The sequence below is a fragment of the Martinezella sp. CNPSo 3890 genome (genome assembly GCF_057784455.1).
The window spans coordinates 203,187-222,406 of sequence record NZ_JBXSOR010000004.1; the positions used below are offsets into that span (position 1 = coordinate 203,187).

Genomic DNA, 19,220 nt, shown 5'->3' on the forward strand with positions numbered 1-19,220 from the left:
CCTCGATATCCCCGTCGACTCCTTCTGTCAGCTTGGAACTTCATTAAGGGAGCACTCAGCCCCCTCGCTCATAGCAACTCCACCCAAGACACGATCGCCGAGTTCACATCGTCCTTGCGGTCCTGCATGATCCAGTGCCCGGCGTTCTTCCAGACATCGACCTTGGACTTCTCGTTCGAGAACCATGTGCGCATCCGCGCCGCCTGGCTCTCGTCACGGCAGAGATGATAGAAAGGGACTGTGATCGTCTTGCAGAAGGTTTCGCTATTGCTGCCAAGGCCGACCTGATCAGATCCGAAGAATAGCGGTCCGAAGGATTCTCGAACAGGATGCTCCGGCATTCCCTGAAGTCGTCTTGCATGCCAGCGCTTGATTGCGGGATCGGTTGAAGGGTCGTAGACGCTTTCGAACAGGGCCGGACCGACCACGCCGGGACTCTGCGTCTGGAGGCCGTCGACGGTTTTCTTGAAGATCGGCCCAAGGCTGTCCGCAAAGCCGAGAGAACCATCGACTGATACAACCGCATCGACAAGATCCGGCCGCTTTGCCGCAAGGCGCGCGGCGACCTGCCCACCCATGGAATGTCCTATCAATATAAATCTCTCACCCTCGAATTTCCTTTCGATCAGAGCTTCGATGTCACGAACATAGTCGCCAGGCATGTAGCTGCCTGATGGCATGATCTCGGACCAGCCATGGCCGCGCAGATCGACGGCAACGACCCGATAGCGGCTTTCAAGGGCGGGCAATTGCCAACTCCAGTCATGGGAATCACACGTCCAGCCATGCAGCAGCATTACGTTCCGGCCCTTTCCGGAGACCGTATAGAAAAGCTTGGCGGTGCGCAGCGGCGCGGCAAGGGCAGCACCGGGGCCTGCAGCAGCAGCCGCAACCGTCATTCCAAGGATGGTCATCAGACCGCGCCGCGATAGGTCGAAATTGCTCTCTGCCACTGATAGTCTCCTTTGAAATCTCTGGCATGTCCGCCAGCTTCCCGCTCGGCGGCCCGGTGTTGATTGCTCGGTGACTCGTAGATATACATTGTCAATCTACGATCAATTACGCACCTTAAAGTGCGTAGATATACCGGAGGATATCCAGATGCCCGGCAAGGTGGACAACGTCTTCTTCGCGGACTGTGCGGCGCGCTCGTTCTTCGATCAGGTCGCGAACAAATGGTCCGTCATGATACTGACCGTGCTTGAGGAAAAGCCCACCCGCTTCAATGAGTTCATGCGCAGGTTGGAAGGAATTACTCACAAGGCGCTGACCCAGGCATTGCGACGGCTTGAAAGAAACGGGCTGATTTCGCGTAGAGTGCTGGCAACCTCACCGGTCGCGGTGGAATATTCGATCACCGATCTTGGCCGGACGCTTCAAGTGCCGTTCGGCGCGGTCTACGAATGGGCGATCAACCATCTGCGGCACATCGAAGAGGCACAGGAAAACTATGACACCCGCGCGAATACATAAGGCGAGCATATTCGAAAACGACGATCGCTTCTGTCTCGAGCCTTCGCCCTGCCGCGCAAACATGCACGGTGATTTCGCGCTATGTCCGAGAGATCACAGACCCGAACCTGAAGACACAGAAGTGTTCAAGGTTTCGAGGGCGCATAATTCCTGATGTCGCCGAAAGCGTAGCCGCGCTCCCTAAGCTTGCGGATCAGCGACTGCAGGTTTTCGCGACCATTGAACTGGTCCTGAAACATCTCGTCATGCATGAGCAGGATCATCTTTCCACGCTGCGTGAAACGACCGTATTGAAAAAGGTGGTCGATCTCGTTGACGAGATGGTCCACCGATTGGACCGGCTTGCCGTCGTCGCTATGCACCCATTCGAAATCCCAGCCGAAGAGATAGAACCCCGCTTCGGCGACGAGCTCGTAGTCCAGCCACTCGCGCTCCCATTGGGCGACGTTGATGGATAGATCCTCCCGCGATACGGTCGGAAGCCGGAAGACATCCCTGCCCGGCAGTCGCGCATTGACGATAGGCGTCAGACCCAGCACCTCATTGGCGTGCAGCATGTCGGCAACCACGGCCTGGGTATTGGAATAGTATCGTCTATAGCGATTATTGGCGTGGCTGTAGCTGTGATTGCCGACAGTCACCAGCGGCATCGCCTTGGCCTCCGCCAAGAGGTCGCGCCCGGCCGGAATAGTTTCGACATGCTGGCCGACCATGAACATGGCGGCGGGGACATTTTCCTGACTTAGCACGGAAAGAATGTTCTTCGTTCCAGGCAAAGGGCCGTCATCGAAAGTCAGAAAGATCGTCTTATCGGCCGCGCGAGCAGAGACGGCGCAGGCCGCAACCAAGAGGCCGGTGAGCAGCCATCTGAAGATCGCATTCCATCGATAATTCAACCTGCTCAAGCCAGCCGCCTCCCGCCTCATCGCTGCAAACTGGCATATCGCATGGAACAAGAAAAGCACCAGGAATGCGACAAAAGCAAAGGGCGCTCTACCCATTTCTGGGGAGCGCCCTTGCTTATTGACCCGGACAGCGAACACCGGCTCGACACAGAAATGTCAGCGCGGCAGGCCATCGATACAGGTGATGGGCTGCAAATAATCGCGAATCGCACTCTTTGCAAGAGGTAGGTGCGAAAATTTTAGCAATTCTGTCACACGAGAATTCCATGTGACAGAATTCGCAGATTTTACAAGCGCTGATCTTTCGTCAGGCGGCCTGCAAGGCCGCGTCGCGCGGGATCTCGACATCGATCTCCAGCATTGAGACATCCTTGTCGCGATCCATCTTCACTTGCACCTTGTCGCGATCGACCTGCACATGCTTGGCGATGACGGCGAGGATTTCCTCCCTCAGCACGGATACGAGATCCGAGCCTATCGAGGCGCGCTCATGGGCAAGGAGAATCTGCAGACGCTCTCGCGCCATAGGTGCAGATCTCTGCTTGCGGAACAGTCCGAAAATGCTCATGCGGCCCTCCTTGCGAAGATCTTGCCGAAGATACCCCGCTTCTCGCCGGGGATAGTGATCGGCACCTGCTCGCCGGCAAGACGGCGTGCGGCGTCGAAATAGGCAAGCGACGGCGCGCAGCGCGCGTCGGCAAGCGTCACGGGCGAGCCGAGGTTGGACGCGCGCAGGACATCAGTGCTTTCCGGGATGATGCCGAGCAACGGGATGGAGAGGATCTCCAGCACGTCGTCGACCTTCAGCATGTCGCCGCGTTCGGCGCGGCCAGCATCGAAGCGGGTCAGCAGCAGGTGCTTTTCCATGCGCTCGCCGCGCTCCGCCTTCAGCGTCTTGGAGTCCAGCAGGCCGATGATCCGGTCGGAATCGCGTACCGAGGAGACTTCCGGGTTGGTGACGACGACGGCGACGTCGGCATGACGCATGGCAAGCGTGGCGCCGCGCTCGATACCGGCCGGGCTGTCGCAGATGACCCAATCGAAATAATTCTTGAGCTCGTTGATGACGCGCTCGACACCCTCGGGCGTCAGATTATCTTTGTCGCGGGTCTGCGAAGCCGGCAGGAGGAAGAGCGTCTCCAACCGCTTGTCGCGGATCAGCGCCTGCGGCAGCTTGGCATCGCCGTGGATGACGTTGACAAGGTCGTATACAACGCGGCGTTCCGCGCCCATGACCAGGTCGAGGTTGCGCAGGCCGACGTCGAAATCGACAACGACGACCTTTTCGTTTCTCTGCGCCAGAGCCGCCCCCAATGCGGCCGTCGAAGTCGTCTTTCCAACTCCGCCCTTGCCTGATGTGACGACGATTACCTTGCCCATCTTGCTCTCCTGTTTTGGCCGGCTTCGGCTCAGATTAGTTTTTCGGCCATGATCGTTTCACCATCCAGCCAGAGCTGGACGGCTTGCCCCTTGAGGCCGGGTGATATGTCTTCCGCCATCTTGTAGATGCCATCGATCGCCAGCAGCTCGGCCTCGAGCTTGCGGCAAAAGATTCGCGCCGAGGCATTGCCGATCGATCCTGCCATGGCGCGGCCGCGCAGGGCGCCGTAAATATGGACCGATCCACCCGCGATAACTTCCGCGCCCGATGCCACCGAACCGATGACAGTGACATCGCCTTCGGGAAAGATCACCGATTGGCCGGATCGTACCGGCTCGCGGATGATCAGCGACTGCGTAACCGCACGAACTTCCGGCGGCGGCGCCTTGGGCTCGCTATTGCGGCGCTCCACGACCGGTTCGGCCTCGGAGACTTCGAAATCGGCAGCCGGACGCCCACCCTTCAGGATCGGCGGCATGCCGGGGCCTGATATCGACGGGCGACCGCCCTCAATGCCCATGATGCTGACATTGCGGGCCGAAAGCTCGGCAATCAGCTCCTTGAGCTGCGCCTTGTCGATCGGCAGATCGGTGATGTCGAGCACGACCGGCCGCCCCAGAAAGAAGCCGGCCGAACGGGCTGCAAGGTCGTCAAGCCTGGTCAACCACTGGTCCAGCGGAAGATCCGGCGAAAGCATGACCGCAAGAAAGGAGCGGCCCTTGATACGGATCGAACGAGCGTCTGTTAGCACTTTGGTCATCTATGTGAATAAATCGTTGATCCTGTGTACCGTTGATATGGTTAACAAATGGTTAATTCGGGGCTCGATTGGGGCCCGAACCGCCCCACAAAACGGCGAGGCTCGCAAGCGCCGAAGGCTCGTTGGAGCTGGGGTCGTAGACGCAGGGAGCGGCAAAAATCGCAGCTCCTGCAAGGAGAAGAATGATTGGTCGCATGAAATCCTCCAGAGGGAAAAGCAGGCGCCGGCCTGCTTGATAGTCAATGCAGAAAAATTAACGATTCGGCGCGCCGCACCCTCCGGAACGACGCGCAATATCGACGCTTGAGCGATTCTCAGGCGAGCTTCAGCTCGACATTGATGTTGCCGCGAGTCGCCTTCGAATAGGGGCAGGTCTGGTGGGCTTCCTCGACCAGCGTTCGGGCAAGCTCTGGCTCGATGCCGGGCATGCTGATGGTCAGGCGCGCCTGCAGGAAGTAAGCACCATCCGTGGTACCCAGATCCACTTCGGCATCGACGGCGAGATCGGCCGGCAGCTTGACCTTGCGCTTTCCCGCGGCAAGACCCATTGCGCCGATAAAACAGGCCGACCAGCCGGCTGCAAAGAGCTGCTCGGGATTGGTACCGGCATGGGCGCTGCCGGGAGGCGAAAGCTTGACATCGAGCTGGCTGTCATCGCTGCGAGCGAAACCATCGCGGCCGCCGATGGTATGGGTCTTGCCGGTATAGAGAACCTTGTCGATCTTGGTCATGGAACACTCCTTCGTTGCGTCGCCCGTCTGCTATGTCGTGCGGACAACGTCTGTTGACGGAGTTGTTTTTGATGGATCGACGTATCCGGCATGTTTCCGGAATCGCCGGAAGTGTTACAAAACGTGGGGCTTAACACGCCGGATACAAATGCTTACAAAGATCCTGAAAATAATAAATGGACCGGATAACAGGAACGGCGAAGTCGGAGACACGCTTGGGGTACAACGAAACCAGACAACATTTCGAGACACGCGATCTGGACGGGGATGCAGAGAAGATTCGGATGGAGGCATATAAAGTTGTTTCCAAAGAGGATGCCAAACGACGATCCAGAGAACGACTCCTGTCTTGGTTGGCGCTAGCTATTATGCTCCTGCTACTAGCGCGGCTCTTTGGTTGGATTTAACCGCCATCCGGACGAACAGACGACCAGTTATCTAAATCCTTTCCGCGCGATCAGGAAATGACGACCTCGGCGGCCAGGCCGCCGCCTTCGCGGTTATAGAGTCTGACGGAGCCGCCGAGCGTCTGGGCTAGCTGCTGGGCAATCGCCAGACCAAGCCCAGTGCCACCGGTGTTGCGGTTGCGTGACTGCTCCAGCCGGAAGAAGGGCTGCATCGCCGCCTCTATCTGGTCCTGCGGAATGCCGGGACCGCGATCCAGAACAGTGATCGCAATCTGGCCCGTATCCCGCCGCTCCACGGCGATTTCCGCCGCACCGGCAAACTTCAGGGCATTGTCGATGAAGTTGGTGAGGATGCGGCGGAGCGCATGCGGCTTCGTCGTCGCCGTGCCCTGGATCAGGCCAAGAATCTCGACGGACTTGCCGGTGTCCTGATAATCGTAGCTGATGCTTTCGATGAAGGAAGCGAGATCGATGCGGGCGCTCTTCTCGCCATTGCCGTGCGCGCTGCGTGCATAGGCGATCCCGTCCTGCACCAGACGCTCGATCTCGCCGAGATCCTGCAAGAGCTTAGTTTTCTCGGGCGAATCGTCGGCAATGTCGGCGCGCAGGCGCATGCGGGTGATCGGCGTCTGCAGATCGTGCGAGATCGCCGCCAGGATCTGCACGCGCTCTTCGAGATAATGCGCGATTCGATCCCGCATGGCATTGAAGGCCCTGGCGGCATGCGCCACTTCGCTCGGCCCCCTATCGCTCAAGGCCGGACTCTTGTTGTTCGGATCGAGCGCATCGGCCGCAGCAGCAAGCTCGGCGAGCGGACGTGTCGCTTGGCGGACGGCAAACCAGGTACAAAGCACGATCAGCAGCATCTGTACAACGAAGACATAGGGCAGCCAGGCCGCGATCGGCATGACGCCCTTGGGCGTAACATCGATCGTCAGCGGACTGCCATCGCTCAAATTGAGATGTGCCTGCAGCCGCGAGATCGGCCCTGGTATCGATTCCATGCGAATGGGAAAGCGATGGCCAACCGCCTCTTCTATCTTGGCGGCGATCTCCGCGCCATGGGCAGAGGTATCGGGCACACCAGGCAGGCCCGTCCCCAGCTCGAAATTGTAATTGCCGCGGCTGAGCCAATCGACGAAATTCGCCCTCTCATCGGCCGGCAGGCGATCAAGAACCGCGATCGAGGTCGCAACGTCGTTCTCCAGCGTGCCGAGCATGACCGCCTTTGCCGACATATAGCGCTCGATATAAAGCACGCTGAAAGACAGGCCGTAAGCAATTGCGAGGCCAGCCAGCAGGATCAGCGAAATGCGAGCACGCAGGGTGCTCGGCCACCATGGCCGGTGACCCGAAAGGTCGATCACCGTCATGGGCGAAGCTCCGCAATTTCCACCGGCACGGAGAAAACATAGCCTTCGCTGCGCACCGTCTTGATATACATCGGCTCCCGCGCGTCATCCCCCAGCCGCTGACGAAGACGACTGACGAGCAGGTCGATGGAGCGATCGAAGAGATCGGCGTCGCGGCCCTGGGTGAGATTCAGAAGCTGGTCGCGGTTGAGCACCCGCTGCGGATGATCGATGAAAACGCGCAGCAGGCGGTATTCCGCACCGCTAAGCGTGATCTCCGTGCCGTCCTTATCGAGCAGATGACGGCCGACCGTATCCAGCCGCCAGTCTCCGAAGACCAACAATTGACCGGCTTCGCTGATCTGCAAATTGGGCGGCAGCATGCGGGTGCGCCGAAGAACCGCCTTGATGCGGGCAAGCAGCTCGCGGGCGGCAAACGGCTTTGCCAGATAATCGTCCGCGCCCATTTCCAGGCCAAGGATCCGGTCCATTTCGTCGCTGCGCGCCGTCAGCATCAGAATGGGTGTCGCCTTGTGCTTTCCGGCACGAAGCTCGCGACAAAGCACCAGGCCGTCGTCGCCGGGCATCATCACGTCGAGCACGATCAGATCGACTGAATTGGCCTCGAGGAAACTGCGCATCTGCCGGCCATCGGCGGCCGTTGTCGCCCGCAGACCGTTCTTTTTCAGATAGCTCGACACCAGTTCGCGGATTTCCCGATCGTCATCCACGATCAGGATATGGTCGATATGATCCATTTCGATTTCCCACTCATCATCGTAAGCATCGAGCTACGAACATTCCCTCATAGCACCAACGACAGGAGGCGCCAGCTTACGCCGGCACCCTCCCACACGCTACCGCTGAACTAGAAACGATCAACATCTATTACAGCCTGGGCGAAAGCCTGCGGCGCTTCCTGCGGCAGATTGTGGCCGATGCCGCCGGTGATGGTGCGATGCTCGTACTTGCCCGAGAACTTGCCGCGATAGGCCGCAGGCTCCGGATGCGGCGCGCCGTTGGCGTCACCTTCCATGGTGATGGTCGGGATCGAAATCACCGGGCCGGTGGCGAGCTTCTTTTCATAGGCATCGAACTTCGCCTCGCCTTCGACCAGACCGAGGCGCCAGCGGTAGTTATGGATGACAATGTCGACATGGTCGGGATTGTCGAAGGCTGCAGCCGAACGATCGAAAGTGGCATCGTCAAAAGCCCATTGCGGCGAGGCGGTGTGCCAGATCAGCTTTGCGAAATCGTGCCGATTCTCCTGGTAGCCGAGACGGCCGCGCTCGGTGGCGAAATAGAATTGATACCACCATGCGAGCTCTGCCTTTGGCGGCAGCGGCTTGCGGTTGACCTCCTGGCTGCCGATGAGATAGCCGCTGACCGAGACCAACGCCTTGCAGCGCTCGGGCCAAAGTGCGGCCATGATGTCGGCGGTGCGGCCGCCCCAATCATAGCCGGCAACGACAACCTTATCGATCTTCAGCGCATCGAGAAGCGCAATCATATCGGCGGCGAGTGCCGCCTGCTGACCGTTGCGCGGCGTGTCCTTTGAAAGGAAGCTGGTGGTGCCATAGCCGCGAAGATAGGGGATGATGACCCGGTAGCCGGCACCGGCCAAGAGCGGCGCGACATCGACGAAGCTATAGATATCATAGGGCCAGCCGTGCAGCAGCAGCACGACCGGGCCATCGACCGGGCCGGCTTCCGCATAACCGACATTGAGCACGCCGGCATTGATCTGCTTCAGCGCGTCGAAGGACGTGTGAGTGCCGGCCTTGATCGCCGGCAGGGTCGATGCGGAAGCCTTTGTTTCTTGTGTGCCGGCAATGGCAGGCAGGCCGAATTCGGCAGCGGCGACGGCGATGGCGGCCATGCCGAAAAAGCGGCGGCGGGTGTGGTTGATTTCCTCGGACATCTCTATCTCCTGTCGATTGGATCGTGAGCATAAGAGAGCCAGCCACATGTATCGCCGATGTGTCGCAGCCAGTGGCGTTTTGAATGCCTTTGTAGCTTCCGGCGGCACAGATACAGTGTGATACAATCCACTACGCCTGACCCGCAAACATTCGATAGGCGCCGAGACCCCTGTCCAAATCGGCTCGCGACAATCAATTTGTATCGCAATGTATCGCAGCCCGAGACGTCGACGTTTCGGTACATTCGGCCATCCAATCAGACACATTTGAGATACGTCGCCACCGGCAGATAGCGTCACTGCTGCACACGGCACCTGGCCGTTCGCAGCCGCTCAATCGCTTCTAAAGGAACAAGAACGATGACGCTTCTTATCATAGCTTATCTCGGAGGAGCGCTGACGATTCTCAGTCCGTGCATCCTGCCCATCCTCCCCTTCGTCTTTGCCCGTGCAGGACAGCCCTTCGTCCGCAGCACGCTTCCCATGCTTGCGGGCATGGCGCTCACCTTTGCTGTCGTCGCGACGCTGGCTGCTGTCGGCGGTGCCTGGGCGATCCGCGCCAATGAATATGGCCGCCTCGCGGCGATCGTTCTGCTCGGCCTCTTCGGCCTGAGCTTGATTTCGCCGCGCATCGCCAGCGCCCTCTCCCGACCGGCCGTCGATCTCGGCAACAACCTGCTGAACGCCGCCGGAGCCAATCGGGCAACAGCGAGCGTCAGAAGCTCCTTCGTGCTTGGCATCGCAACGGGCCTGCTTTGGGCACCCTGTGCCGGCCCGATCCTCGGGCTCGTCCTGACGGGTGCGGCTTTGAAGGGCGCCAATCTGCAGACGACCTTCCTGCTGCTTGCCTATGGTGCCGGTGCCTCGACCTCGCTTGCCGTTGCTCTCTTTGCCGGCGGCAAGATCTTTGCCCGCATGAAGCAGTCCCTCGGTATCAGCGAGCGCATCCGCCAGTTTGCCGGTGCTGCCGTTCTCGCCGGCGTTGCTGCGATCGCCCTTGGCCTTGATACCGGTCTGCTCGCCCGCCTCTCCTACGCCAGCACCCGTTCCTTTGAGCAGACCTTGCTGGAGAAGCTGCGCCCCAAGACCTCAGCCCCGGAAACCGAGGTTGCCAGCAACAGCGCCATCAAGGTTGCGACAGACGAGGTGCGCCCGTTCCACAGCAATCTGCCCGTCGAAGGCCCCGCTCCGTCGCTCGATGGCGCGGTCACCTGGCTGAACTCGCAGCCGCTGACAATGGCTCAGCTTCGCGGCAAGGTCGTCCTCATCGATTTCTGGACCTATTCCTGCATCAACTGCATCCGCACCATTCCCTATGTTCGTGCCTGGGCGGAAAAGTATAAGGATCAGGGCCTCGTCGTCATCGGCGTCCATGCTCCGGAATTCGCCTTCGAGAAGAATGTCGACAACGTCAAGAAGGCAGTCGCCGACTTCAAGATCAGCTACCCCGTTGCGATCGACAACGACTACCGCATCTGGCGAGCCTTCGAAAACAACTACTGGCCTGCCCATTATCTGATCGATGCCAAGGGACAGATCCGCTACCAGCATTTCGGCGAAGGCAACTACCGCCAGACCGAACAGGCAATCCAGGACCTCTTGCGCGAAGCAGGCAGCGACATGGCCCAGAGCGCCCCTGTGGTTCCGAATGCAAAGGGTGCGGAAGCAAGCCCGGACCTCAGCCATATCCGCTCCGGCGAAACCTATATCGGCTATAGCCAGGCGACAGGCTTCGTCTCCCCCGAAGGACTGAAGGCAGATACGGCCGCCGACTATTCCATTGCCAATCCCGGCCTCAATCAATGGGGTCTGACGGGCACCTGGACAATCGGCCCGGAACAGGCATCGCTCGATAAGGCAGGCGGCGGCATCACTTACCGCTTCAGCGCCCGCGACCTGCACCTCGTCCTTGGCCCCTCGGCAGATGGAAAGCCGATCCGCTTCCAAGTGACCGTGGATGGAAAGGCGCCCGGCGCCGACCACGGTTCCGATATCGACGCCGACGGCAACGGCACAGTGACGGCCACCAAGCTCTATCAGCTCGTCCGCCAGTCCGGCGACGTCACCGCCCGCAACTTCGAGATCCGTTTCCTCGATCCCGCGGTGCAGGCCTACGCCTTCACTTTCGGCTGAAATTCCCCTTCACCCCCCAAGCATGAAGCTCAACTGACAGGAGTTATACCCATGAAGACCCGTTTTCTCTCCATCATCGCTCTCGGCCTTGCCGCAAGCACCTTTGCCTTTGCTGCACAGGCAGCCGAGATCAAGAACATCGTTATCGTCCACGGCGCCCTTGCCGACGGTTCGGGATGGCGCAAGACCGCCGCAATCCTTGAAAAGGACGGCTTCAACGTCACCGTCGTGCAGGAACCGATCACCTCGCTCGCCGACGATGTCGCCGCCACCAATCGCGTGCTCGATCTCCAGAACGGGCCGAGCCTGCTCGTCGGCCACAGCTATGGCGGCATGGTCATCACCGAAGCGGGCAATCGCCCTGATGTTGCCGGTCTCGTCTATGTCGCAGCGTTCCAGCCCGACAAGGGCGAGAGCCTGATCAGCCTTGCGAGCTCAAAGCCGGCAGGTAGCATGAACATCCGCGAAACCAAGGACGGCCAGTATCTTTATCTCGATCCGGCGACTTTCGCTGCTGACTTTGCCGCCGACCTGCCGAAGGATGAAGCCAATTTTCTGGCGAAGTCACAGGTTTTCGCATCGAAGGCCGCCTTCACCGCCAAAGTCGGCGATCCCGCCTGGAAGGCGAAGAAGAGCTGGGCAGTCGTCGCGACCAACGACCGCTCCATCAACCCCGAGCTTGAGCGCGACATGGCAAAGCGCGCCGGCAGCGACATGACCGAAATCAAGGCGAGCCATGCCGTCTTCGCCTCGCAGCCGGAAAAGGTCGCCGCCGTCATCGAAAAGGCGGCCAAGGACGCCGGCAAGTAAACTCAAGCAGGCGGCGGCTCAGGAATGAACCGCCGCCTGCCTCCAGTCCTTATACAGGATCGTAGCGGCTAACTTCGATCCCGGAACCGACGGGTAACAGAACAGAGGTAATGCCAGGTTTGGCGCGAACGGCTTCGCCATAGCGTTTCACATCCTCATTGCCGGGCATGAACATATTGTCGGCCACGATGATCGCGCCGGCGTTGAGCTTCGGATAGAAGGCCTCAAGGCATGGGATGTAGAGATCCTTCCACAGGTCAACGAGCACGAAATCGACGCCGGACGACAGCGCCTTGATCATCTCCACCGCATCGCCGATCTGGAAATCGATATGCGCCGATAACCCTGCCTTTTCAGCCATCTCTCTGGCAAACTCGGTCTTGTAGGCGTGCAACTCCATGGAAATAAGCTTGCCGCCGCTGGCGCGCGCGGCCTCGGCAAGCCAGATACCTGAATAGCCGAAGGATGTGCCAAGCTCCAGAATGGTGGGCGCCTTCAGGCTCTTCGCCAGAATGTTGATGAAGCGACCCGTCTCCGGTCCGACCGCCCTCAACCGACGATCCTGACCACCGTCACGCCCGCCCGGCGGCATTTCCCTCGGCTTGCTGTGCTCTTCGCGAATTAGCTCATGATAGGCTTCGAGAACGGCTTCGATCCTCTGGTCCATGACACGCTCACCTTCCAAACAATCATCTCGACGATATCTCAGGCGATATGGCTACATCTCGATATGGCGCCACTCAAGCGCTATGGAGATTCATGTCTGAAACTTAATCTTTCACCGACGTTCAGCGGGACGCATTGTGCTCGCGGATCAGCTCGATCAAGGCCCGCAATCGGGCCGGCATCTGGCGGCGCTGGGCAAAATACAGGCTGAGCCCCGGATAGGGTGGGCTCCAATCCTCCAGCACCGCGATCAGATTGCCCGCCGCTATGTGCCCGGCAACGGAGGCTTCGCTGATATAGGCCAGCCCCGCCCCCTCGAGCGCAGCGCTTAACATCAGGTCGGAAGCATCGAGGGTGAGGCTTCCCGGCGCATCAATCAGGATGGATTGGCCGTGCCGCTCGAACTCCCAGCGATAAAGCTTGCCGCTCGCCATGCGAGCACGGATGCAGCGATGTCGCAGGAGATCGCCCGGAACAAGCGGGTATGGCCTGTTGCTGAAATAGGCAGGTGAGCCGACGACCAGCGAGCGCAGCGTCGGAATAATCGGGATTGCGACCATATCGGTCGGAACTGCCTCGGCAATCCGGATGCCGGCGTCAAAGCCCTTGCCGATGACATCGACCAAGGCGTTATCGGTGACGATCTCGATTTCGACATCGGGATAGCGCCGGCTATATTCGAGAATAAGCGGCGTCAGTAGTATGCGCGCTGCGCCGGGCGCCATATTGAGACGAAGCGTACCTGATATCGTACCGGAAGATAGGCCTGCATTTTCGATCGCCCTGTCGATTGCCACGAGCGCCGGCGCCACTTCCGCCACGAAGCGCTCGCCGGCATCCGATAGCGTGACACTGCGCGTCGTCCTGTTGAATATCCGTACGGACAGGCGCTCCTCCAGTGTTGCGACCGCGTGGCTGAGCGCCGAGGAGGACATGCCGAGTTCGCGGGCGGCCGCGCGAAAACCGCCATGGCGGGCAACCGCAGCGATCGCTTCAAGCTCCGTCAGACTGGCCTTCATTGCGCGATTTTCCTTATCAGCCTGTCCCACTTTGTCCTACTAGACCGAACAGATAGCGCATCTTACCTCTGCCGTGAAGATGAAGGAGACGCTCATGCACGCGATAGATACGATTTACATCAATGGCAGCTTCGTTCGGCCCCATGGCAAAGAGGAAGCACCTCTTTTCAACCCGGCCACGGAAGAGCGGATCGGCACCGTATGCCTTGGCGACGAGCAGGATGTTGACAACGCTGTCAGCGCCGCCAAGGCAGCATTTGCGAGCCAGTCGCAAAGCTCGAAGGCCGAGCGCGTCGCCATGCTGCACAGCCTGCACGACGCGGTTGCGGCCAGAGCCTCAGACCTCACCGACGCCATGCGCGAGGAATATGGCGCGCCGGCATCCTTCATCGGTTTTTCGGTGCCACATGCCGCCACGGCATTCCTCAACATGGCCAAGACACTCGAAACCTATGAATTTCGCCGCCGTATCGGCCATGCGGAAATAGAGATGCGCCCGGCCGGCGTTGCAGCCGCGATCACGCCCTGGAACAGCAATTATGGCTTCATCTGCAACAAGCTGGCCACAGCCATCGCGGCAGGCGCGACCATGGTCATCAAGCCCTCCGAGATGAGTGCGATCCAGACGCAGCTCCTCACCGAGTGCCTGCATGCGGCCGGCCTGCCGAATGGGATTTTCAACATCGTCAACGGCTACGGCCATGTGGTAGGCGCCGCTCTCAGCAGCCACCACGATATCGCAAAGATCAGCTTCACCGGCTCGACGGTGACGGGACGGGCGATCCTTCAGGCGGCGTCGGCGACCTTTAAGCGCGTGACGCTTGAGCTTGGCGGCAAGAGCCCAAACATCATTCTCGACGATGCCGATCTCGATCTTGTCATCCCGCAGGTATTGGCAGCCGGATTTGCCAATAGCGGCCAGGCGTGCATCGCCGGCACACGCATTCTCGCGCCCGAAGGCCGGCTGGCGGAAATCCACGATCGTCTTGCTCAAGCGGTTGCGACACTCAAGGTGGGCGATGCAAGCGATCCCGCCGTCAGGATCGGCCCCATGGTCAGCCGGAAACAATGGGATCGCGTGCAGTCCTATATCCGTCTCGGCCAGGAAGAAGGCGCGTGGCTGCTCGCGGGTGGTGAAGGGCGGCCGGAAGGGGTCGATCGCGGCTGGTTCGTTCGTCCAACCATCTTCTCCCGCGTCAATAGCGACATGAGGATCGCTCGCGAAGAGATTTTCGGACCGGTACTCTGCGTCATCCCTTATCGCGATGAGACGCATGCACTCGAGATCGCCAATGACACCGTCTATGGCTTGCAGGCCTACATCTTCTCCGCCGATGTCGACAGGGCAAAGCGGATGGCGGATCGCATCGAAGCGGGCCGCGTCGTCATCAATGGCGCGCCGCATGAACCGACTGCACCCTTCGGCGGCTTCAAGCAATCGGGCATAGGCCGAGAATTCGGCGCCTTCGGCCTGGAATCATTTCTCGAGCCGCGCGCGGTGCTCAGCTGATGTGAGGAAGCCCGGAGCCCCGGAAGAGCTTAACAGCCTTCCGGGCACCTCCCTAGCCGGACGCGAAGGCTGGCGCCCTCAGGATACCGCCAGGTATGCGCCAGGATATGAGGATGCCGAACGAAGCACGCTGGAGGGCTCGCATTCAGGTTCTCGTTAGAATCATGTTCTACCTTTAGAACAATTCCAATTTAAGGAGGCCCGATGCCTGCCAGATCGACCTACTCTGCTCCGCAACGCATTCTTCATTGGCTCATGGCCATTCTCATCTTTTTCAATCTCCTGTTTCCCGATGGCATGAACGCGTGGCGGCGTCTTGTGCGGCATGGCCAGGTGCCAACACCGGCCGATGTCGCCAGTGCCAACATCCATGCCTATGCCGGTATCGCGATCCTGCTGCTAGCTATCGTGCGCCTTTGCCTGAGATTGGTGTCCGATGTCCCAGCATTGCCCGACAATCAGCCCGCATTTCTGCATTACATCGCAAACATCACGCATTTCCTGCTCTACGCACTGATCTTCGCAATGCCCCTATCGGGAATGGCAGCCTACTATTTCGGTATCGATACAGCCGCCTTCGTCCATGGCGGCCCGATCAAGACGCTGCTTTGGATCGCCGTCGTACTGCACATATTCGGAGCGTTTGTTCAGCACTTCTATTTCAAATCGGATGTCTTGCGACGTATGACGATCGGCTAGGTCATCTGCGAAATTGGCGGCTAAGCGGGTTGGCCGCCGAAGTGCTTTTCGAAGGAGAACAGAGCAGTCGGCAGCGCGCTGCCGCCTTGGAGCGCCAGATCGGCGAGAATCTCGCCGACCACGCTCGTAAACTTGAAGCCGTGGCCGGAACAGGCTGACGAGACCACCACATTCGGCTGTCCAGGCACTTTATCGATGAGAAAATCTTCGCTCGGCAGCATTGTATAGCGGCAGGTCGTCGCCCGCACGCGATATGACGCGGCATTCGGCAAGCGCTTGCGGGCGAAGCTGTCGAGCAGATCGGTGTCGGCGTCATTGACAGGCGGATTGGGCATGGCGGGATCGATCGGCTCCCTGAAGTGAGCATGGCGGCCGATTTTCACACCATCGATGCCAATGGCCGGAAAGCCGAAATAGGAGCCTTCGGCGCCTTCATCCCGCAGGAAGCAGGGCATGCGCTGCGGCTCGGCAACAAAACCGTCCCTCGGCTGATACCAGGCAACCACCTGGCGGATCGGCTGTGCGTGCGCCTTCAGCTGTGGCACGAGTTCGGCAATCCATGCACCTGTTGCAACGATCACCTTGCGGGCGCGATATCGTCCCGTCGAGGAAACGACCGTCACGCCCGTATCGTCGGGCTCGATCGCGACAACGCGCTCGCCGAAATGCAAAACGGCACCATCTTCCGCCGCAAGCTTCAAATAGCCCATGATCGCTGCTTCAGGCCTGACATAGCCGCCCTGCGGATCGAGCACGCCGACCTCCCCTTCTTCCAGCGCAAAAGCCGGAAAGCGCCGCTTCATGGCATCGCGATCGAGTATCTCGTGCGGCAATCCATGCATGTCACAGGAGGCGCGCGTGCCGCTGACGATCTTGCTGTCGGGCGTGCCAATCTGCAGAACACCCGTGACGGTCAGGATTTCGGCCCGCAGCCGCGCCTCCAGTGAGCGCCAGTTTTGATAGGCACGCTTCAGCAGCGGAACATAGGACGGATCTTCGAAGTAGCCGAGGCGGATCAGGCGGCTGTCGCCATGCGAGGAGCTGAGCGCATGGGCGGGAAAATGTGCCTCGATCCCGATCGCCTTTGCACCGCGCGCTGCGGCGAAAGACAAGGCTGCACTTCCCATTGCGCCGAGGCCAATGACGGCAAGGTCGAATTCCGCAGTCATTTCATGCTCCAGTTTCATCTTCCGCAGGTGGCGCGATCTTGGCGATCATGGCCCGCAAGGCTTCCATATCCGCATTCAACGGACGGTCATCGCCATAGATGGGCACGCAGGAACGGGCGGCCGCGTAGATACGCTCGGTTCCTGGCGCCCGCCTCCCGTGCGAGGTAAGAAAATCATGCGCCTGGGCCGCCGCCATCAGTTCGATCGCCAGGATGTATTCCGCGTTATCGAGGATCGCGAGCAGCTTGTTCGCCGCCGCTGTCGGATGGGCCAGAAAATCCTCCTGCAGGCCGGAGGTCAGTCCGCCGTCAAGCGATGCGGGCGCGGCGAGACGCCGGTTGTCGTTGCTCAGCGCGGCAGCCGTGTATTGCGCGATCATGAAGCCGGAATGGCTGCCGGCGTCGCTCGCAAGGAACGGCGGCAGGCCGCTGACCAGGGGATTGACGAGACGATCCGTCCGCCGCTCGCTCATCGCGGCAATTTGGGCGATCGCGATCGCCAAACTATCGGCCGCCTGGCCGAGAGCGGGGGCAACGGCATGGGCTTCGGACGAGACGATAGGCTCCTCCGGCGTGCCCGAGACGGCCGGATTATCGGTGACCGAAGCCAGTTCCTGATCGACGATATCAGCCGTCTGCTCGAAGACATCCCAGGCCGCGCCATGGGCATGAGGCACCGATCTCAGGCTCAAGGCATCCTGCGTGCGCCGTCCGAGAGCCGCAGCAATGAGGCCGCTGCCATTCAAGCGGCTGCGAAGCCTGCGCCCGACCTTGGCGATCCCGGCCGATGGACGCAGCGCAAGCACATTTCCCTCGAAAGCTGCCATCTGGCAGCCTACGGCTTCCAAGGTCAGCGCGGCGATGGCATCGGCCCAATCGAGCAGGCGTTCGGCACGCGAGACTGCAAGCGCCGACAATCCCGTGGCGCATGCCGTGCCGTTGACGAGGCTCAAACCCTCCTTGGCACCCAGTACCAGGGGAGGCAGACCGATCGCAGCGAGCGCCTCTGCACCACTCATCAGCTTGCCCTTCACGACAGCTCTGCCCTCGCCGATCAGAACGAGAGCGATGTGGGCATTGTGTGTGAGATAGCCGGCAGAGCCTTTGGACGGGACTTCCGGAATGCAGTCATATCCGAGAAACGCAGCCAGATGCGTGACGATCTCGGGCCGCACACCGGAATAGCCATGGGCGAAATTGGCGATCTGCGCCGCAATGATCGAGCGCACCTCGCGCGCCGGCAGAAGCGGACCGACACCGCAGGCATGGCTCAAGATGATGTTGCGCGAGAGCCGGCTCTGGGAATCGCGATCGACCACCGTATCGGAGAGCGCGCCGACGCCGGTGTTGACGCCATAGGCGCGCACGCCCGTTTCGACGATACGCTCGACGATGCGGTTTGCCTGCTCAACGCGCTTCCAGGCTTTGTCGGAGAGGGTCAGCGGCTCACCGCCGCCAACACGAACGACGTCGCGCCAGGATAGCGACTTATCGATGGTGACGGTCATTGCCCATTTCCGAAATGGCCGATGAATTGACGGAAGGCCGGTGAGGCGCCGCCGCCGAACATCTCGTCCGGCGTGCCGGTGCTTTCGACGAGGCCTTCCTTCATGAAGACGACGCGGTTGGAGACGTTGCGGGCAAAGCTCATCTCGTGGGTGACGACCAGCATCGTCGTGCCTTCTTCGGCAAGCGAGCGCATGACGCGCAGCACTTCGCCGACAAGCTCGGGATCGAGCGCCGAAGTCGGCTCGTCGAACAGCATGAGCTTCGGCTTCATGGCAAGCGCGCGGGCAATCGCCGCACGCTGCTGCTGCCCGCCTGAGAGATGAGCGGGATAGGCATGGCGCTTGTCGGCAATACCGACCTTTTCCAGCAGCACTTCCGCCTCGGCGATGCATTCTGCGCGGGGACGCTTCAGGACATGAACCGGACCTTCGATCACATTCTGCAGGATCGTCATATGGGACCAGAGATTGAAGCTCTGGAAGACCATGCCGAGTTCGGAGCGGATATGATCCACTTGCTTATGGCTCGCCGGATAGCTCTTGCCATTCTTGTGAACCATGCGGATCTGCTCGCCATCCACCCAGATCTCGCCATCCGTGGCGATTTCGAGGAGGTTGATGCAGCGAAGGAAGGTCGATTTGCCCGAGCCGGAAGCGCCCAGCAGCGAAATCACATCGCCATCCTGTGCATCGAGGGAAATGCCGCGCAAGACCTCGTGAGTACCGAAGCTCTTGCGGATGTTGCGGACGGAAAGTCGGGTGACATCTGGCATGATT

19 protein-coding genes are annotated in these 19,220 nt (G+C 60.1%); 5 read left to right on the forward strand and 14 right to left on the reverse strand.

Features of this window, described 5'->3' with window-relative positions; all coding sequences use genetic code 11:
• Nucleotides 1-68 precede the first annotated feature (68 nt).
• On the reverse strand, nt 69-953 hold the full coding sequence (locus AC13RC_RS13680) for an alpha/beta fold hydrolase (protein WP_488557443.1): 885 nt from the start codon (nt 951-953) through the stop codon (nt 69-71).
• A 148-nt stretch (nt 954-1,101) separates the two neighbouring features.
• Between AC13RC_RS13680 and AC13RC_RS13685 the strand changes: the two genes are divergently transcribed.
• A complete protein-coding gene (locus AC13RC_RS13685) occupies nt 1,102-1,473 on the forward strand; it encodes a winged helix-turn-helix transcriptional regulator (protein ID WP_488557444.1) in 372 nt (123 codons plus the stop codon).
• Between the two features lie 125 nt (nt 1,474-1,598).
• On the opposite strand, the gene AC13RC_RS13690 is transcribed toward AC13RC_RS13685, so the two are convergent.
• The 8 genes from AC13RC_RS13690 to AC13RC_RS13725 all read right to left on the reverse strand — a co-directional run bounded on the left by AC13RC_RS13690 (nt 1,599) and on the right by AC13RC_RS13725 (nt 8,930).
• A complete protein-coding gene (locus AC13RC_RS13690; protein ID WP_488557445.1) occupies nt 1,599-2,378 on the reverse strand; it encodes a polysaccharide deacetylase family protein in 780 nt (259 codons plus the stop codon).
• Between the two features lie 307 nt (nt 2,379-2,685).
• The gene (gene minE / locus AC13RC_RS13695; protein WP_069610364.1) at nt 2,686-2,946 is read right to left on the reverse strand and encodes a cell division topological specificity factor MinE; all 261 of its coding nucleotides are present in this window, start codon (nt 2,944-2,946) and stop codon (nt 2,686-2,688) included.
• Nucleotides 2,943-3,758, reverse strand: a complete 816-nt coding sequence (gene minD / locus AC13RC_RS13700) for a septum site-determining protein MinD (RefSeq protein WP_095437032.1) — start codon at nt 3,756-3,758, stop codon at nt 2,943-2,945. Before minD ends, minE begins: the two co-directional genes overlap by 4 nt.
• A gap of 29 nt (nt 3,759-3,787) precedes the next feature.
• The gene (gene minC / locus AC13RC_RS13705) at nt 3,788-4,519 is read right to left on the reverse strand and encodes a septum site-determining protein MinC (protein WP_069610362.1); all 732 of its coding nucleotides are present in this window, start codon (nt 4,517-4,519) and stop codon (nt 3,788-3,790) included.
• Between the two features lie 314 nt (nt 4,520-4,833).
• On the reverse strand, nt 4,834-5,250 hold the full coding sequence (locus tag AC13RC_RS13710; RefSeq protein WP_488557446.1) for an organic hydroperoxide resistance protein: 417 nt from the start codon (nt 5,248-5,250) through the stop codon (nt 4,834-4,836).
• A 457-nt stretch (nt 5,251-5,707) separates the two neighbouring features.
• Nucleotides 5,708-7,030 (reverse strand): ATP-binding protein, encoded by a 1,323-nt coding sequence (locus tag AC13RC_RS13715; protein ID WP_488557447.1) that lies wholly within the window; start codon nt 7,028-7,030, stop codon nt 5,708-5,710.
• Entirely contained in the window at nt 7,027-7,767 is a 741-nt protein-coding gene (locus AC13RC_RS13720; RefSeq protein WP_113329663.1) for a response regulator, read from the reverse strand. Before AC13RC_RS13720 ends, AC13RC_RS13715 begins: the two co-directional genes overlap by 4 nt.
• Before the next feature lie 110 nt (nt 7,768-7,877).
• Nucleotides 7,878-8,930, reverse strand: coding sequence for an alpha/beta fold hydrolase (locus AC13RC_RS13725; RefSeq protein ID WP_488557448.1), 1,053 nt, complete (start codon nt 8,928-8,930; stop codon nt 7,878-7,880).
• 360 nt (nt 8,931-9,290) lie between these two features.
• Here AC13RC_RS13725 and AC13RC_RS13730 point away from each other — a divergent pair, with 360 nt between their 5' ends.
• Both AC13RC_RS13730 and AC13RC_RS13735 read left to right on the forward strand, forming a co-directional pair.
• Entirely contained in the window at nt 9,291-11,063 is a 1,773-nt protein-coding gene (locus AC13RC_RS13730) for a cytochrome c biogenesis protein DipZ (RefSeq protein WP_488557449.1), read from the forward strand.
• Between the two features lie 51 nt (nt 11,064-11,114).
• A complete protein-coding gene (locus AC13RC_RS13735; protein ID WP_488557450.1) occupies nt 11,115-11,873 on the forward strand; it encodes an alpha/beta fold hydrolase in 759 nt (252 codons plus the stop codon).
• A gap of 49 nt (nt 11,874-11,922) precedes the next feature.
• Here AC13RC_RS13735 and AC13RC_RS13740 read toward each other — a convergent pair whose 3' ends face one another.
• Together AC13RC_RS13740 and AC13RC_RS13745 are read right to left on the reverse strand one after the other, a co-directional pair.
• Nucleotides 11,923-12,540, reverse strand: coding sequence for an O-methyltransferase (locus tag AC13RC_RS13740; protein ID WP_488557451.1), 618 nt, complete (start codon nt 12,538-12,540; stop codon nt 11,923-11,925).
• Between the two features lie 121 nt (nt 12,541-12,661).
• Complete coding sequence (locus AC13RC_RS13745) at nt 12,662-13,558, reverse strand: LysR family transcriptional regulator (RefSeq protein WP_488557452.1); 897 nt, start codon at nt 13,556-13,558, stop codon at nt 12,662-12,664.
• A 94-nt stretch (nt 13,559-13,652) separates the two neighbouring features.
• Here AC13RC_RS13745 and AC13RC_RS13750 point away from each other — a divergent pair, with 94 nt between their 5' ends.
• Both AC13RC_RS13750 and AC13RC_RS13755 read left to right on the forward strand, forming a co-directional pair.
• Nucleotides 13,653-15,068 carry an aldehyde dehydrogenase family protein gene (locus AC13RC_RS13750; protein WP_488557453.1) on the forward strand — a complete coding sequence of 472 codons (1,416 nt, stop codon included), beginning with the start codon at nt 13,653-13,655 and terminating at the stop codon, nt 15,066-15,068.
• A gap of 204 nt (nt 15,069-15,272) precedes the next feature.
• Nucleotides 15,273-15,767, forward strand: coding sequence for a cytochrome b (locus AC13RC_RS13755; protein ID WP_069610354.1), 495 nt, complete (start codon nt 15,273-15,275; stop codon nt 15,765-15,767).
• Nucleotides 15,768-15,787: 20 nt separating this feature from the next.
• On the opposite strand, the gene solA is transcribed toward AC13RC_RS13755, so the two are convergent.
• Genes solA through AC13RC_RS13770 form a run of 3 tightly spaced genes read right to left on the reverse strand, consistent with a single transcriptional unit; the run spans nt 15,788 to nt 19,216 of the window.
• Nucleotides 15,788-16,936, reverse strand: coding sequence for an N-methyl-L-tryptophan oxidase (solA, locus tag AC13RC_RS13760; RefSeq protein WP_488557454.1), 1,149 nt, complete (start codon nt 16,934-16,936; stop codon nt 15,788-15,790).
• Nucleotide 16,937: 1 nt separating this feature from the next.
• Complete coding sequence (locus AC13RC_RS13765; protein WP_488557455.1) at nt 16,938-18,443, reverse strand: HAL/PAL/TAL family ammonia-lyase; 1,506 nt, start codon at nt 18,441-18,443, stop codon at nt 16,938-16,940.
• Nucleotides 18,440-19,216, reverse strand: a complete 777-nt coding sequence (locus AC13RC_RS13770) for an ABC transporter ATP-binding protein (RefSeq protein ID WP_488557456.1) — start codon at nt 19,214-19,216, stop codon at nt 18,440-18,442. Before AC13RC_RS13770 ends, AC13RC_RS13765 begins: the two co-directional genes overlap by 4 nt.
• Nucleotides 19,217-19,220 lie beyond the last annotated feature (4 nt).

Coding starts and splice junctions, on each gene's coding strand:
- AC13RC_RS13685 (WP_488557444.1), top strand. CDS start 1,102: ATGCCCGGCAAGGTGGACAACGTCTTCTTCGCGGACTGTGCGGCGCGC.
- minE (WP_069610364.1), bottom strand. CDS start 2,946: ATGAGCATTTTCGGACTGTTCCGCAAGCAGAGATCTGCACCTATGGCG.
- minD (WP_095437032.1), bottom strand. CDS start 3,758: ATGGGCAAGGTAATCGTCGTCACATCAGGCAAGGGCGGAGTTGGAAAG.
- minC (WP_069610362.1), bottom strand. CDS start 4,519: ATGACCAAAGTGCTAACAGACGCTCGTTCGATCCGTATCAAGGGCCGC.
- AC13RC_RS13710 (WP_488557446.1), bottom strand. CDS start 5,250: ATGACCAAGATCGACAAGGTTCTCTATACCGGCAAGACCCATACCATC.
- AC13RC_RS13715 (WP_488557447.1), bottom strand. CDS start 7,030: ATGACGGTGATCGACCTTTCGGGTCACCGGCCATGGTGGCCGAGCACC.
- AC13RC_RS13720 (WP_113329663.1), bottom strand. CDS start 7,767: ATGGATCATATCGACCATATCCTGATCGTGGATGACGATCGGGAAATC.
- AC13RC_RS13725 (WP_488557448.1), bottom strand. CDS start 8,930: ATGTCCGAGGAAATCAACCACACCCGCCGCCGCTTTTTCGGCATGGCC.
- AC13RC_RS13730 (WP_488557449.1), top strand. CDS start 9,291: ATGACGCTTCTTATCATAGCTTATCTCGGAGGAGCGCTGACGATTCTC.
- AC13RC_RS13735 (WP_488557450.1), top strand. CDS start 11,115: ATGAAGACCCGTTTTCTCTCCATCATCGCTCTCGGCCTTGCCGCAAGC.
- AC13RC_RS13740 (WP_488557451.1), bottom strand. CDS start 12,540: ATGGACCAGAGGATCGAAGCCGTTCTCGAAGCCTATCATGAGCTAATT.
- AC13RC_RS13745 (WP_488557452.1), bottom strand. CDS start 13,558: ATGAAGGCCAGTCTGACGGAGCTTGAAGCGATCGCTGCGGTTGCCCGC.
- AC13RC_RS13750 (WP_488557453.1), top strand. CDS start 13,653: ATGCACGCGATAGATACGATTTACATCAATGGCAGCTTCGTTCGGCCC.
- AC13RC_RS13755 (WP_069610354.1), top strand. CDS start 15,273: ATGCCTGCCAGATCGACCTACTCTGCTCCGCAACGCATTCTTCATTGG.
- solA (WP_488557454.1), bottom strand. CDS start 16,936: ATGACTGCGGAATTCGACCTTGCCGTCATTGGCCTCGGCGCAATGGGA.
- AC13RC_RS13765 (WP_488557455.1), bottom strand. CDS start 18,443: ATGACCGTCACCATCGATAAGTCGCTATCCTGGCGCGACGTCGTTCGT.
- AC13RC_RS13770 (WP_488557456.1), bottom strand. CDS start 19,216: ATGCCAGATGTCACCCGACTTTCCGTCCGCAACATCCGCAAGAGCTTC.